Below are 14,421 nucleotides of genomic sequence, written 5' to 3'. Positions count from 1 at the left end.
CCGTACTGGCGATTCAATCGCGCTCGCCGCCATCCGGCGGCGTCAGATCGCGCGCCTGCTGGCGCAGCAGCGACTCGATGCGCTCGCCCTTGTCGACCGAATCGTCGTACTTGAACTTCAGCTCCGGCACCCGGCGCATGCGCATGCCGCTGTGCGCCAGTGCGTGGCGGATCTCATGGCTCATCTCGTTGAGCGCCTTCACCGCCGGCAAGCCCTGCTCGGGCAGCATGGTGGTCACCCACACCGTGGCCCAGTCGAGGTCACGGGTGATCTCCACGTCGCTTACGCTGGTCGACGGCAGCCCGTGGTCGCGCACCGCCGCGTGCACCAGCAAGCCCAGCTCACGGCGCAGTTCGGCGCCAATGCGGTCGGTACGTTTGAAATCGCGGGAGGGCATGGTTGGAGGCCGGGATTCGGGATTCGGGATTCGGGATTCGTTAGAGCAAAAGCGGGTTACGGCAAGAACGGGGCAAACGGGATTCATCTTTTGCTTTTGCCGAATCCCGAATCCCGTCTCCCGAATCCCGCGTACCTTGCGATGCCGCAGGCATCACAAGGTACGTGCCACCTCGGTGCGCTCGAAGCACTCGATCTGGTCGCCCGGCTTGACGTCGTTGTACTGCTTCACGGCGATGCCGCATTCCATGCCCGCACGGACTTCGTCGACCAGGTCCTTGAAACGGCGCAGCGATTCCAGCTCGCCCTCGAAGATCACCACGTGGTCGCGCAGCACGCGGATCGGCTTGTTCCGCTTGACCGAACCTTCGGTGACCATGCAGCCGGCAACCGCACCGAACTTGGAGCTGCGGAACACGTCGCGGACCTCGGCGGTGCCGATGATGTCCTCGCGCACTTCCATGCCGAGCAGGCCGGTGGCCGCCTGGGTCACCTGGTCGATCACGTCGTAGATGATCGAGAAATAGCGCACGTCCACGGCGTTCGTCTCGATCACCTTGCGCGCCGAAGCATCGGCACGCACGTTGAAGCCGATCAACAGCGCCTTCGAGGCGGTGGCCAGCGTGGCATCGGATTCGGTGATGCCGCCGACGCCGGAGGCGACCACGTTGACGCGAACCCGATCGTTGCCGATCTGGGTCAGCGACTCGCGCAACGCCTCGACCGAGCCCTGCACGTCGCCCTTGACCAGGATGTTGAGCGTCTGCTGCTCCTCGCCCTGGCCCATCTTCGCGATGATGTCCTCGAGCCGGTTGCTCTTGCTGACCATCCGCGTCTCGCGCCGCTTGAGCTGGCGCTCCTCGGCCACTTCGCGAGCCAGGCGCTCGTCCTCGACGGCGACGAAATCGTCGCCGGTTTCCGGCACGCCGGAAAGACCCAGCACCTGCACCGGGATCGACGGGCCGGCTTCGGCCACCTGCTTGCCGGTCTCGTCGATCAGCGCGCGCATGCGGCCGTACTCGACGCCGCAGACCACGAAGTCGCCCTTGCGCAGCGTACCCTGCTGCACCAGCACCGTGGCCACCGGACCGCGACCGCGGTCCAGGCTGGATTCGATCACCACGCCGGAGGCGCGGCCGTCGACGACCGCCCTCAATTCCATCACCTCGGCCTGCACCGAGATCGCGTCGAGCAGGTTCTCGATGCCCATGCCGGTCTTCGCCGACACCGGCACGAACTGCACGTCGCCGCCCCAGTCCTCCGGCACTACTTCCTGCGCCACCAGGCCCTGCTTGACGTTGTCCGGGTTCGCGCCGTCCTTGTCCATCTTGTTGACGGCCACGATCAGCGGCACCTTGGCGGCACGCGCGTGCTTGACCGCCTCGATCGTCTGCGGTTTCACGCCGTCGTCGGCGGCCACCACCAGGATCACGATATCGGTCGACTGCGCACCACGGGCGCGCATCGAGGTGAACGCGGCGTGGCCGGGGGTATCCAGGAACGTGATCACGCCTCTGGAAGTCTCCACATGGTAGGCACCGATGTGCTGGGTGATGCCGCCGGCTTCGCCGGAGGCGACCTTGGTACGGCGGATGTAGTCGAGCAGCGAGGTTTTGCCGTGGTCGACGTGGCCCATGATCGTCACCACCGGCGGGCGCGTGACCTTCTCGCCCTCCAGTTCGATGTTCTGGGTATGCGCCGCCAGCGTCTCCTCGGCGTTGTTCTGGGTGTCCGCCACCGGTGTGTGGCCCAGCTCCTCGACCACCAGCACCGCGGTGTCGTGGTCGACCGTCTGGTTGATGGTCGCCATCACGCCCATCTTGAACAGCGCCTTGACCACTTCCGATCCCTTCACCGCCATCTTCTGGGCGAGGTCGGCCACCACGTTGGTATCGCTGACCACCACCTCGCGCACCACCGGCGCGGTGGGTCGTGAAAAGCCGTGCGGACCGGCCGCCGCCGCACCGCCGCCGCGCAATGCTTCGCGGCCGCCGCTGCGGCCGGGCTTGGCGCGCTTGCTGCTGGAAGAGCGACGGGCACGGTCGGCCTCGCTCAGATGCATCTGGCCGCCGGCAAAGCGCTTGCCGGCCTCGCGGTCTTCCTTGCCGAGATTCTCGCTGCGCTCACGCGGATGCTTGGGCTTGCCGCGAGCGGCCTCGCCGGCCGCGGCCGGTGCCGCCGCACCGGCCACCGCACCACGCGCCGCAGGAGCGGCCGGCGCCGCGGGCGCCGCCACCGGCTTGACCAGCTTTTCGCGTTTGCGCGGCTCGTGGATGCGCGGCAGGATCATGCCCAGGTCGCGCTGGTCGATGCGCTGGACGGTCCCGGTGGCGTCGTCGTGGGCGGCCGCAGGCGCCACTTCGGCCGCCGGTTCCGGCGTCGCCTCGACGTGTTCGACCGCCACCGGCTCGGCCGCGCGAGCCAGTTCCGCCTCACGCTGCTCCTTTTCGGCCTTGCGGCGCTGTTCGTCCAGGGCGTGCTGCGCCTCCGCCTGGCGGCGCTGCTCGGCCTCGACCCGCTCGCGCTCTTCCTGCTCACGCTGCTGCTGCGATTCCTGCAGCTTGCGCACGGCCTCCTCGCGCTCGGGTTCGGCGCTGGCTTCCTCGGCGATCACGCTGCGCTTGACGTAGGTGCGCTTGGCGCGCACCTCGACATTGACCGTCTTGGCCGTGCCTGCGGCGCCGCGGCCGCCGGGCGTCGCCACCTTCAGCTCGCCGACCGTGCGGCGCTTCAAGGTGATCTGGCGCGGCGCGCTGTCGTCGGCCTCGCTGGCGGCTTCGCCCTTGCCATGCGTGCGGCGCAGGAAACCGAGCAGCTTCACCTTCTCGGTGCTGCTGATGACCTGCTCCTGGTCGGAGAATTTCATGCCTGCCTCGCCCAGCTGCGTCAGCAGCCGGTCGACCGGCATGCCCAGTACCTGGGCGAGTTGTTTGATCGTAACATCCGACATCGTGTTGTTTGCTCCGCCGTTCCCGCGCCTATCGTCCGTGCGGCATCATCTGCGCCGCCACCTCCATCCGTGGTGAAAGGCTTCGCCGAAGCCTTTCCCGGCAACCCCTCCGGGGCTGCCGCCGCCTGTGGTCAGCCACCCTTCTCCAGCCGCGCGATCATCGGCGCACGTGCAGCCATGATCAGCGCCGCGGCACGCTCCTCATCCATACCTTCGATGTCGATCAGGTCGTCCACCGCCAGGTCGGCCAGGTCGTCGACCGTGGTCACCGCACGCGCGGCCAGCGCAAAGGCCGTCTCCTCGTCCATGCCGTCCAGCGCCAGCAGCTCCTCGGAAGGCTGATGTTCACCGACGCCCTCCTCCACCGCCAGTGCCTCGGTCAGCAGCGCGTCACGGGCGCGGGCGCGCAGTTCCTCGACGATGTCCTCGTCGAAGCCCTCCACCGCCAGCAGCTCGGCGCTGGGCACGTAGGCGATCTCCTCGATGCTGGAGAAGCCCTCCTGCACGAGGATCACGGCGATCTCCTGGTCCACCTCGAGCTTGTCCATGAACAGCTGGCGCGCGGCCTCCTGCTCGGACTCGCTCTTGGCGGTGACCTGGTCCTGGGTCATCACGTTGAGCTGCCAGCCGGTCAGCTTGCTGGCCAGGCGCACGTTCTGGCCGCCGCGGCCGATCGCCTGGGACAGCTTGTCCTCAGCCACCGCAATGTCCATCGAGTGCTTTTCCTCATCCATGATGATGGACTGCACTTCCGCCGGCGCCATCGCGTTGATGACGTACTGCGCCTGGTTCTCGTGCCACAGGATGATGTCGACGCGCTCGCCGTTGAGGTCGTTGGACACCGCCTGCACGCGCGAGCCGCGCATGCCGATGCAGGCGCCGATCGGATCGGTGCGACTGTCGTGGGCCAGCACGGCGATCTTGGCGCGGTCGCCCGGATCACGGGCGCAGCCCTTGATCTCGACCAGGCCCTGGCCGACTTCCGGCACCTCCAGCTTGAACAGCTCGATCATGAACTCCGGCGCGGCACGCGACACGAACAGCTGCGGGCCGCGCGCCTCGGAGCGCACCTCGTACAGATAGCCGCGCACGCGATCGCCGACACGGGCCGATTCGCGCGGAATGGTCTTGTCGCGCGGAATGAACGCCTCGGCGTTGCTGCCCAGGTCGAGATAGATGTTGCCGCGCTCGACGCGCTTGACGATGCCGGTGACCAGCTCGCCCACGCGGTCGGCAAACGCGTCGACCACCTGCTGGCGCTCGGCCTCGCGCACGCGCTGCACGATCACCTGCTTGGCGGCCTGCGCGGCGATGCGGCCGAACTCGGCGTTCTCGATCTGCTGCTCGATGTACTCGCCCACCTTGGCGTCGGCGCGCTCGTCCAGCGCATCCATCAGGCGCAGCTGGTACGACGGCGATTCCATCTCGCCGTCGTCGGCGATGATTTCCCAGCGGCGGAACGTCTCGTACTCGCCGGTGTTGTGGTCGATCGACACGCGGATATCGGGCTCCTCGTCCGGATAGCGCTTCTTCGCGGCCGAGGCCAGCGCGGCCTCCATCGCCTCGAAAATCACTTCCAGCGGCACGCCCTTTTCATTGGCGACCGCGTCGACGACCAGCAAAAGTTCTTTGCTCATTACTGCAACTCCGTAGACACCCCGTCCGGATGCCGATGGTTGAATTGTTACGCCCATCCAGGAACACAAAACCTTGAACGCGGCCCCGGATGGCCGCAGCGATTATTTCTTGCCGGGCATCTTGCCGCCGGGCTTGGGTTGCGGCGCATAACCGAGCGCCACCCAGTCCGGCACCACACGCGCACTTTCCACCAGCGCGTGCTCGAATTCGAATGTCTTGCCTTCGGCGTCCAGCACGACGTGCCCGCCTTCCGCCGAAACCAGCTTGCCGCGCAGGCGACGGCGGCCTTCCAGCGGCGCCCGCAGCAGCACCTTCACTTCCTGCCCGCTGGCCCGCGCAAACTGCGCAGCGGTGAACAGCGGCCGATCCAGACCCGGCGAGGAAACTTCCAGCACGTAGTGGCCGGGAATCGGATCCTCGACGTCCAGCAAGGCGGACAGCTCACGGCTGGCGGTCTCGCAATCCTCGATGCCGACCTCGCGACGTTCGCCGTCGCCCGCCTCCCGGTCCAGCAAGTCCAGGTAGACGCGCAGGGTACTCTGCCCTTGCGACGGGGTGAACTCCACACCAAGGCATTCCAGGCCCAGATCGGCCAGAACCCCGCTGAAACGTTGCGCCAGTGCCTGTGTATCCATGGGTCGCCTTCCCACTGTGAGAACCGCAGAAACAAAAAATGGGCTCCAACGGCCCATTTCCCTATCTCGCCGATGTCCCACTCCATGCAGCTCTTTCCGCTGCGGGCGCTGCCTGAGCCGGCCCCGCGCAGCGCATCCCTTGCGCCCAACAAAAAAGCCTCACGAGGAGGCTTTCTTACATCAAGAAAGATCTGGTAGCGGGGGCAGGATTCAGGCTCTATCCTACTGAGACCATCAGGCTGCCGCTTGGCCGCATCAGAGTTTGTTGATCATAGCCGACAACATCTCGCGGTGCAAACGGATTCTACCCCTCCTCCATGGACCGTACGGTGAGGATCTACGAGGGTAACGGGCGCGAGCGTTGACTCCGCTGGCCGCTTGGGGCAGAAGCCCTAACCTACCCGGATAACCCCTCGCTAATCGACCTCCGTGCTATTGAACTTGAGCTCGGTCGGCATCTAAAGGTTCTACGAATCGGGCATGTCGGTCTCTAGGTGATGAGGCGAGTGTCGTGTCACGACAGGGCCTCGCCCCTGCCGTCCCCGCTGCGGGTACGGGCGTCATGGTAACGGCAGCGCCGGGCCGAGGCGCATCGGGCTGCCGGTGACGGGCAGGTCGCCGCATTGGCTGTTGCGTGACGCCATGAATCCTTTGGCCAGGTGAGCGCCTCTCTTTAATCTTTACGGGAGGTCATCGGAGCCCTTGGCCCCTGCATGCACCGTCGCCGCCTGTGGCGCGGCCGTGTCGCCCCTTGCCAGCGCTGGCGTGAGTTGGGCAAGGGCGTCCCTGGCGTGGAGCGGTTCCAGGTAGTCCAGCGTCAGCTGGATCGGCTGGATGTATCCATTGTCCGCGAGCCGCGCTTTGATGAGCAGGCGCTGGCCATGATCGAGCACGAAACGCGGCGCGTGCTGGGGGTGCAGATCGAGCTGCACAGCCATTTTGTCGATGACATCCCCCTCGCCCCAGTGGCAAGCTCCGCGTCACGGTGTCGGACCTATTCTAGGGCGCCTTGCCCTTTTTCTTTCTGGCCTGTGGGCTGCTTGCTTCGTTGAGGAACCATGCTCGATACCCGTGCACGTCATCTGGTGGAACCGTTCATTGCCCGGGTCGCCCGCGGCCTGAAGGCGCTGGGCCTCTCCGCGAATGCGGTCACGGCACTGGCCATGCTGGTAGGTGTGGTCGCAGCGCTGAGCATCGCGTTGGATCAACCGTGGCTGGGGATTGGCCTGCTGTGGCTGTCGGGGTTGCTGGATGCGTCGGACGGCGCCCTCGCCCGCATGACCCATACCAGCCCCCTGGGCGCCATCATGGACATCACCTTCGATCGTGTGGTCGAGGTGGCCATGATCGTCGCCTTGGCGTGGCGTCATCCCGAGGCGCGCTTCATGCTGGTGATCCTGGCGGGCGAAATCGCTGTGGCGATGTCCTTGTTTCTGTCGATCGCGGCGGCGATTCGCAATACATCGGTGAAATCCTTTCACTACTCCCCGGGCCTGGGGGAGCGCACCGAGGCGTTCATCTGCCTCACGCTGATGGTGGCGGACCGTAGCCATCTCCTGATCTGGACCGGCGTCTTCATCGCCGTGATCGGCTACACCATGGTCCAGCGGTTGCGCCATGCCGCGCGATGGCTGTCCCTGCCGTCGTAACGCGCGCGCCCGCGAGGCGTCAGGTACGCCGGTGCGACACGCCGGAGGGGAACGCGACCGGGGCATCGATCACGAGGCTCCAGAAGGCCGCTTCCCGTGCCACGCCGGTGTCCGGGTCGCCGCAAAAGGCAGCGCGATCGTGGTAGAGGCGCAGCTGCCCGCGTCGCATCAGGGCGAAGGTATCGCCCATGCGCAGCGACTCTTTGAGATCGTGCGTCACGAACATTGAGGTGATGCCACGCGTGCGCGCCACTTGCTTAAAGAGCGTCTGGGCGCTGACCCGGGTATCGGGATCGAGGTTGCTGAAGGGCTCATCCAGCAGAAGCAAGGCGGGCTCCACGATCAGGGCGCGGGCAAACGCGGCGCGTTGGCGCTGGCCACCGGACAACGCGTGGGGTGCACGGCGCTCCAGCCCGTCGAGTTCGAGCAGGACCATCAACTCGCTGACCCGCGCCCGAATCTCGGCCTCGGGTCGATGCCGCAACCGCAGACCAAAGGCGACGTTGTCGAACAGGTTCAGGTGCGGAAACAACAAGGGCTCCTGATTGAGGTACACCATGCCGCGCTGGTGAGGCGGCAGCCCGTCGACGGGCTGGCTTCCGAGGGTGATGCGGCCAGCCGCGATCGGCACGAGCCCGGCAATCGCGCGCAGCAAGGTGGTCTTGCCGCAACCGGAGGCACCGATCACCGCCAACGTGGTACCGGCAGCCAGATGCAGCGAGGCGCCGTCCAGCACGGCGCTGTCCCCGAGCGTCACCCGTAGGTTCTCGATCGTCAGGGCAACAGGTGAGCGATTACTCATGGGACGAGCCTGCCTGGGGTGCCAGGAGCGACGGGGGCACCGCGCGATGGACCAGTAGCGTGACCAGGGGCGGCGTCATCAAGATCAGGGCACACGTCGCGGCCAGCCGAAGGTCGCCGGACGTAAAGTACTCGAACAGGCGGATGGTGAGCGTCTGCACCTCGCCTTGCCCGATCAACCGTACCAACGCGTAGTCGAACCAGGAAATCAGAAACGTCTGGAACAGGCAGACGGCGAGCATCGGGCGCGCCACCGGCACCAGGACGCGCCACCAAACCTGAAGGCGACGCGCGCCCAAGGTGCTCGCCAGGTCTTCCAGCGCGGCGACGCGTGGTGTCCACAACGCGCTCAGCAGGATGACCGCGTAGGCATAGGCGAAGACCAGCTGGGCGAGCAGCACGCCGAGGAGATGTCCGGCCAGGTGCAGATGCAGAAACGCAAACAGCAGGCCAACAGCCAGCACCACCGGTGAGAGCGCGTACGGCAGATGCAGCGCCGTCAGCCACGCACCGCGCCGCGGGAGGCCCGCGACCCGTCGACTGGTCGGTAAGCCGAGCGCCGTCGCGACCACAGCCACCGTCAGTGCCAGGGCGAGCGAGCGAGCCAGCGCGCCCATCATGCCGGCGCCAGTGAGGTCCCCGGCTACCTCGTGCCATTGCTGGACCTGCCACGCGGTCGGCCACAGCGCGGGCCACCGCCACTGGCGGGCGACGGAAAGCATGCCCAATAGCAGCGGCGGAGCCACAAGCGCCAGGGCCAGGAGGCTGGCCAGCACGCGTCGAACGCTCATGCGTCGCCCTCCCCGCCCACCCGGTGTCGGTGCCAGCGAAACAACGCCAGCAAAGCGGTCACGGCGATCACAGCGTACAGCGCGGCGATCGCATAGGCCTCCGGCTTGCTGGTGAGGTCAAAGCGATCGAACTTGCGCTGGATCAGGAGCGACACGACCTGCGGGTACTGCGCGCCCACCATGAGCGGCACCTCAAAGGCGCCGGCCAGTACGATGAAGTACACGCTGAACGTGGGTGCTCCGGCGCGCAGCACGACGGGAAACGTCACGCGACGCCAGACTTGCCACGAACTGGCTCCAAGCGTGCGGGCCACCTGCCCCAAGTCGGCGACGCGCGCGTGCCGCATCAGTCGATCGACCAACAGCCACAAAAACGGCGCGACGAGGCACACCTGGGTCAGCACGATGCCGCTGCCCGAGCGCGTGAACAGCAGCGCTGGAAACTGGTCGGGTCGGTCGATCAGCCCCGCGGCGTGACTGAGACGGGCCAACCAGCCGGTGTTGCCGAACAGCTCGATGCTCAGCAGGGCCGCCACCAGCGGTGGCACGGCCAGTGGCACAAAAAGGAGGCTGCCCAGGGCACCGCGACGCGCGTGTGCGCCCAGCACGGCCTGGCCGATCATGGCCAGCCCCAAGGCCACGATCATGGTGACGGCAGCCAGGGCGAAGCTGTAACCGATGGACGCCCAGGTCTCGCCGCTCGCCAGCGCGGCACGCCAATGCGCGAGCGTCCAACCCGTCGAGAGCAGGCCGATACCGCCTGAGGCATAGGCCACCATGAAGATCCAGGCCACCACCATCGGCCCCACTGTCAGCAACAGCAGGAGCGTCAACCACGGGTCCGGGGTGCGCCACCTAGTCATGCATCACCTGGCGACGAAAGTCTTCGGACAGGCGGATCATCCACTCAGGTGAGGGCTCCGGTCGGGCGAAGGGCTGGAGGGCGTGTCGCCCCGGGGCGTGCTGACGCGCTTGGACCCGCGCAAAGCGTGCACGCCAATCACCCGGCAACGCGTCCAGGGACAGCACCGTGCCGTCCCCCCATACCTTGGGATCGAGCTTGCGCAGCTGCGCGTCCGGGGATTCCAGGAAGTTGATCGTCACCATCGCGGCGGCTTTGTGCGCCGAGCGCTGGACGATCCCCAGGTAGTGGCTGTTCTGCAGGGTGCCGGTGGTCAAGGCGTAGGCCGTGGCGGTCGGCGGAAAGAGGCCATCATCGACTTTGTTGTCGACCTCGCCGTCGTTGAAGCTCATGGTGAAGTCCACTTCGCCGTTGGCGAAGAGCGTATGCAGCTGCGCCACATCCGTGGGAAAGGTCTCGCCGTGACGCCACAAGTCGCCCCGCACGGACTGTACCCAGGCGAACACGCGATCGCGCAGGCGCGCATAGACCACCGGATCGAACGGCCCTTGCAGCTGCGCCGGCGCATCGGCGAAGGCGTACAGGAGCGATTTGAGAAAACTGGTGCCGGTAAAACCGGTGTCGAAAGTAAAGCGGCCCGGGTGTGCGTGAATCCATTGCGCGAGCGCCGCCGGCGTGCGCGGCGGATTGCTGACGCGGGCGCGGTCCGTGATCAGCAGCAACTGGACGTTGCCCCAGGGCGCCTCCTGGCCGTCGACGGGCTGCTGGAAGTCCAGTGCGATGAACGGATTCTGCCAATCGACGTACCGGTTGTTCGGCAGCTGAGCGGTAAAGGGACCAAACAGCGCGTGGATCTGGCGCAACTGGTAGAACGTTTCGCCATTGATCCAGACGATATCGAAGGCACTGGAGGCAGGGCCGGCCTCCGCCTCGGTCATCAAGGCGGTCACCACGGTATTGCCCTGCCCCGGCACGAGCCGCAGCGTGATGCCGAAGTCGTGAGCGAGATGGGGCGCCACGTAGGTGCGCATGTAGGCATTGATGGCCGGATCGCCCTGCCACATCGCCATCGTCACGGTTTGGCCGCGCGCCTGGGTGAGTACGGTGCCCCACGACGCCGTGCGGGGGTCGGCCGCAGGCGCCGGCGTCGGGCTCTGGCAGGCCGCCAGGACGACGGCCAATCCGATGCCCGACAGGCCTCGCACCAACCGATGCAGAGCCACCCCAGCCGCAGGCGGTGCGGAATTCCCAACGTGCACGTGCAACATTCCTTGCGAAGTCAGCATGATCTGACGGGGGCTTTCGCGCGTCCACGCCCAAACGCCAAACGCCCCTTCATGAGAGAGCCAAGGGCTGGAAAAGCATTCATCGCGTTGCGTGAACGTCGCGCCTTCGGCGATCGGATCGAAGGCCCCATCGCGATGGGACGGCGCCCGTCACGACACAGGCCGATGCCAGCACAGACGCCGGACGACGATCGGAACCCAACGGTCAGTAGTTGTAGCGATACTCCAATAGCACCGTCCGCGGCGGCAGGGTGGCGACCTGGGGGATGATCGTGCCATTTTGCGTATATTGCGCATAACCCACGTAACCGATGTCACCCAGGTTCGGTTTCGCGTTACCGGCATTGTGGACATTCAAGGAAACATCCGATGGCCCATGCCGCACGCCGACACGAACGTTGGTGAGCACATAAGCATCGCGCGTCCCGAACAGACCGTTGCCACCGTTCAGCAACGTCCGGCTGCTGCCCGTATAGCCCGCGTCCGCTTCCAGGTAACCGTCCCAGCCCCGCGAAATAGGATGGGTATAGACACCCGCTAGCGTCGCCGTCCAGGTAGGCACACCCAGGACCGACGAGCCGGGCGTGATGCCCACGATCGACAGCGCGCCAGGGTCGTTGATGCGGCTGCGTTCGTAACCCACGCCGGCGCGTAGCTCGAGGTGCTCGGTGGCGCGTCCGTTGAACTCGACTTCACCCCCGTCGATGTGCGCGTGGCGGCCGTTGATGGAAAAGTACGCGCCACAAGGCAAGGCGACTTGCTGTTGGAGATTGCGCCAGTCGATGTGGTAGGCGGACGCCGAGATGAAAATGCCTGCATCGGGAATCGACGTTTTGGCACCAACTTCATAGCTCCAGAGCGTGTCTGACTTCAGATGCGTAATGTCATCGGCGGGTAACGACGGCAACGCGCAGAACGGCAGATACTGCTGCGCCGCGCCGGCTCGAAACCCCTTCGACGCCGACGCATAGAACAGGGTGTTTGGCGTAGCTTGATAACGGATCGCGAGCCTGGGGTCGAGACCCGATTGATGGCTCGACTGCGGATCGCTGGTCGTGGCTCCGAAGTTGTTGAAGCCATACGCTGTGAAGTCGGACGTTTGATGCAGCCAATACTGTCGGGCGCCCAGGGTGGCCGTCCAACGCTCGGCGAGCGGTACGTCGATCTCGCCGAAGATCGCCTTCTCTTCCTGCATGCCCGGGTTGCGGTCGATCCAAAGAAGGTTGTCCGGCCAAGGACCCACCACGGTGTTGTCCGCCGTGGCTGCCACAAGCCCCTGCGCGTACTCTGGCGGCACACTGAGCGTGGTGTGGGTCTTCGAATAGAACGCGCCCAACGTGCCCTTGGCGCCAAAGACGTCCGTGAATTCCCATCGAAGCTCCTGGCTAAACTGATCCTGGTGGTGTTCCTGGTCCCAGAGGAAAGGCTGTGGCGGAAGCGATGGCACGCCGTAGTAGCCGCTCATGACTTGCTGGGTGCCATAGGTGGAGTCCTCGATGTCGCGGCTGTGGCGATCAAAGTAGCTGGTGACCGACACTAACGTGTAGTGATCCCCGTGGTAGCGAAGATCGAGGGACGGCAAATACCACTTGTCCAACGCGCTGGGCTGGATATCGAAGGCCCGGTCAAGCTGATACGCCGGCTTGAAGGATGGCAGGGGAGCAAAGGTCGCGGGAAAGCCGTGGAAATAGGTGTTCTGCATCAAGAAGCGCAAGGTCGCATCGAACGACGGAGTGACGCGAAGAAGCGTTGTGATCGATCCGCCGTACGTCGTTTGCGCACCCTGGTCATCCACACGGGTACGCGGGGCAGCGATAAAGGGATCGCCGACGGCTGGACTGTCGGGTGAGGGATAGGTGCGCGTCAGGTAGCCGGCGTCGTGGTTGGCGAAGAGCACGGCGCGGATGGCCATTTCGTCGGGAATGACCACGAGATTGCCGGTCACGCTACCGCCCTTATCCGGGCTCCCGCCACCGGACGTGAATCCTGCTTGCGTCATGAAGCCGACGTCGTTGTGCGACAGGTCGGGCTTTTGGGTAATGATGCGGACGGTGCCGCCCAATGAGCTTTGCCCAAATAGCGTGCCCTGCGGCCCTTTCAGAACCTCGATGCGCTCCATGTCGACAATGCGCGGATCGATCGATTCGGGTAGCGGCGTATCGTCAATATAAAAGCCGGTGGAACCCGCCGCGCCAAAGAGGTTCTGTCCGCCGATCCCTCGGATCGCAATGGTTCGCGCCGCTGAAATGCCGGTAGTGCCCGATCCGTAGTTGAACGACAGGTTCGGTGTCTTGGTGGCGTAATCGTTGAACGAGCGGATATCCAGCGCATTGAGGGACGACGCTGAGAAGGTCGTGATGCTCTCGGGAACGGTAATCAACGGCTCCTGCTGATCACGGGCGGTCACGATGATGGCCTGTAAGTCCTTTGGCGTCTGGTCAGGCGCGGTGCTTTGGGCAAAGACGGTGGGGCTCGCCGTGACCAGCGAGACAGCGAGGCATTGGGCAAGCATCTTGAGGCGAGGCCGCTTGGACCCGCGCACGCGCCGTGTCATGAACAACCAAGGGCCACGGACGGGGGCGGCATCCACGTGATGTGTGGCGTTAACAGCCCGATGGTTTCGCGGCCGGCTCATAACACTTACGTTCACAGAACTGCTCCCGTCTGATTTGAGTGATAACACGATCCGTACGACGCCGTGGGCGCGCGGGAAGGAATGCGGGCGATAGCCCCTTCCGTTGGGAAGGACGGGCGGCACGCGGGTGAAAGGCATGCGTCGGCACCCGGCCAGCAGACTTAGCCCCTGCGAGCCTCGTGCGCACGGCATTCATGAACCACCTAACTGAGCAGTCCTCTGTGCCGGTTGCCGCGGGAATACCTACGGTACGATCGACGCGTCACGGTTTGGTCCTCAGAGCGAGCCACGAACACAGTAGGCACCGTTCTCAGGCAATGTGGCACCGGCCTCCCTCCATAAGAGGCTGTGCACTTCGAACCACGGCACCCGCGGCTGCTCCTGCAGCACCCGGGCGATGTGCGGCGCGCGCAAGCCGATCCCGACGGCTGCCGGGATCGGGCGCTGCACCTGTGGCAGCAGGCAGCTCATGGCCCTGACTCAGGCCTTGTCGACCGGGGTGGTAGAACCGCCGTCGATCTTCTCGCACAGGCCGGCCGGCACGGCCACGAACGCATTGGCATCACGTGCCTTGCTGTCCTGGCCGGCGCATGAATGCCCCGGCGACTTGCAGTCGTTCTTGTGCGCCGCATTGATGCCGTAGCACTTGGTCATGGCCATGTTGGCCGACTTCATGTCGTTCGCGCCGTTCGGCGCCGGGCTGGCGGTGGCAACCGATACCACGCCGAAGGTCAGCGCGCCGGCCAGGGCGACCTTGAGCAGATTGTCGTAGTTCATG

The 14,421-nt window shown here is 65.6% G+C and carries 13 protein-coding genes; 1 reads left to right on the top strand and 12 read right to left on the bottom strand.

Features of this window, described 5'->3' with window-relative positions; translation table 11 throughout:
• Positions 1-13: 13 nt before the first annotated feature.
• From rbfA to LRK53_RS09055, 5 genes are all read right to left on the bottom strand, one after another.
• Entirely contained in the window at positions 14-397 is a 384-nt protein-coding gene (rbfA, locus tag LRK53_RS09075; RefSeq protein ID WP_027492194.1) for a 30S ribosome-binding factor RbfA, read from the bottom strand.
• Between the two features lie 153 nt (positions 398-550).
• Positions 551-3,346: a translation initiation factor IF-2 gene (gene infB / locus LRK53_RS09070; RefSeq protein WP_235642004.1), complete on the bottom strand. Its 2,796-nt coding sequence runs from the start codon at positions 3,344-3,346 to the stop codon at positions 551-553.
• Positions 3,347-3,477: 131 nt separating this feature from the next.
• Positions 3,478-4,983 (bottom strand): transcription termination factor NusA, encoded by a 1,506-nt coding sequence (nusA, locus tag LRK53_RS09065; RefSeq protein WP_027492192.1) that lies wholly within the window; start codon positions 4,981-4,983, stop codon positions 3,478-3,480.
• A 102-nt stretch (positions 4,984-5,085) separates the two neighbouring features.
• The gene (locus LRK53_RS09060) at positions 5,086-5,619 is read right to left on the bottom strand and encodes a ribosome maturation factor RimP (RefSeq protein ID WP_027492191.1); all 534 of its coding nucleotides are present in this window, start codon (positions 5,617-5,619) and stop codon (positions 5,086-5,088) included.
• 680 nt (positions 5,620-6,299) lie between these two features.
• A complete protein-coding gene (locus tag LRK53_RS09055) occupies positions 6,300-6,557 on the bottom strand; it encodes a hypothetical protein (protein ID WP_027492190.1) in 258 nt (85 codons plus the stop codon).
• A gap of 120 nt (positions 6,558-6,677) precedes the next feature.
• On the opposite strand from LRK53_RS09055, the gene LRK53_RS09050 reads away from it, so the two are divergent.
• Positions 6,678-7,268: a CDP-alcohol phosphatidyltransferase family protein gene (locus tag LRK53_RS09050; RefSeq protein WP_027492189.1), complete on the top strand. Its 591-nt coding sequence runs from the start codon at positions 6,678-6,680 to the stop codon at positions 7,266-7,268.
• A gap of 19 nt (positions 7,269-7,287) precedes the next feature.
• Here the strand turns inward: LRK53_RS09050 and LRK53_RS09045 are convergent, their stop codons facing one another.
• The 7 genes from LRK53_RS09045 to LRK53_RS09015 form a co-directional block, all read right to left on the bottom strand.
• Entirely contained in the window at positions 7,288-8,070 is a 783-nt protein-coding gene (locus LRK53_RS09045) for an ABC transporter ATP-binding protein (protein WP_235642003.1), read from the bottom strand.
• A complete protein-coding gene (locus tag LRK53_RS09040; RefSeq protein ID WP_081666583.1) occupies positions 8,063-8,860 on the bottom strand; it encodes an ABC transporter permease in 798 nt (265 codons plus the stop codon). The genes LRK53_RS09045 and LRK53_RS09040 overlap by 8 nt, the downstream gene beginning before the upstream one ends.
• Complete coding sequence (locus LRK53_RS09035) at positions 8,857-9,693, bottom strand: ABC transporter permease subunit (protein WP_027492188.1); 837 nt, start codon at positions 9,691-9,693, stop codon at positions 8,857-8,859. Before LRK53_RS09035 ends, LRK53_RS09040 begins: the two co-directional genes overlap by 4 nt.
• A gap of 22 nt (positions 9,694-9,715) precedes the next feature.
• Positions 9,716-10,903: an ABC transporter substrate-binding protein gene (locus tag LRK53_RS09030; protein ID WP_185754609.1), complete on the bottom strand. Its 1,188-nt coding sequence runs from the start codon at positions 10,901-10,903 to the stop codon at positions 9,716-9,718.
• A gap of 310 nt (positions 10,904-11,213) precedes the next feature.
• Positions 11,214-13,562 carry a TonB-dependent receptor gene (locus tag LRK53_RS09025; protein WP_027492186.1) on the bottom strand — a complete coding sequence of 783 codons (2,349 nt, stop codon included), beginning with the start codon at positions 13,560-13,562 and terminating at the stop codon, positions 11,214-11,216.
• 357 nt (positions 13,563-13,919) lie between these two features.
• Positions 13,920-14,114, bottom strand: coding sequence for a hypothetical protein (locus tag LRK53_RS09020; RefSeq protein ID WP_027492185.1), 195 nt, complete (start codon positions 14,112-14,114; stop codon positions 13,920-13,922).
• 9 nt (positions 14,115-14,123) lie between these two features.
• Positions 14,124-14,420, bottom strand: a complete 297-nt coding sequence (locus LRK53_RS09015; RefSeq protein WP_027492184.1) for a BufA1 family periplasmic bufferin-type metallophore — start codon at positions 14,418-14,420, stop codon at positions 14,124-14,126.
• Position 14,421: the final 1 nt, after the last annotated feature.

The sequence above is a fragment of the Rhodanobacter thiooxydans genome, assembly GCF_021545845.1.
Lineage (GTDB): Bacteria > Pseudomonadota > Gammaproteobacteria > Xanthomonadales > Rhodanobacteraceae > Rhodanobacter.
The sequence above is the reverse complement of the archived record's forward strand: the minus strand, read 5'-3'. Positions and strand labels throughout refer to the sequence as shown.

Bases quoted from the DNA above. Each gene is read 5' to 3' on its own strand.
- rbfA (WP_027492194.1), bottom strand. From the start codon at position 397: ATGCCCTCCCGCGATTTCAAACGTACCGACCGCATTGGCGCCGAACTG.
- infB (WP_235642004.1), bottom strand. From the start codon at position 3,346: ATGTCGGATGTTACGATCAAACAACTCGCCCAGGTACTGGGCATGCCG.
- nusA (WP_027492192.1), bottom strand. From the start codon at position 4,983: ATGAGCAAAGAACTTTTGCTGGTCGTCGACGCGGTCGCCAATGAAAAG.
- LRK53_RS09060 (WP_027492191.1), bottom strand. From the start codon at position 5,619: ATGGATACACAGGCACTGGCGCAACGTTTCAGCGGGGTTCTGGCCGAT.
- LRK53_RS09055 (WP_027492190.1), bottom strand. From the start codon at position 6,557: ATGGCTGTGCAGCTCGATCTGCACCCCCAGCACGCGCCGCGTTTCGTG.
- LRK53_RS09050 (WP_027492189.1), top strand. From the start codon at position 6,678: ATGCTCGATACCCGTGCACGTCATCTGGTGGAACCGTTCATTGCCCGG.
- LRK53_RS09045 (WP_235642003.1), bottom strand. From the start codon at position 8,070: ATGAGTAATCGCTCACCTGTTGCCCTGACGATCGAGAACCTACGGGTG.
- LRK53_RS09040 (WP_081666583.1), bottom strand. From the start codon at position 8,860: ATGAGCGTTCGACGCGTGCTGGCCAGCCTCCTGGCCCTGGCGCTTGTG.
- LRK53_RS09025 (WP_027492186.1), bottom strand. From the start codon at position 13,562: ATGACACGGCGCGTGCGCGGGTCCAAGCGGCCTCGCCTCAAGATGCTT.
- LRK53_RS09020 (WP_027492185.1), bottom strand. From the start codon at position 14,114: ATGAGCTGCCTGCTGCCACAGGTGCAGCGCCCGATCCCGGCAGCCGTC.
- LRK53_RS09015 (WP_027492184.1), bottom strand. From the start codon at position 14,420: ATGAACTACGACAATCTGCTCAAGGTCGCCCTGGCCGGCGCGCTGACC.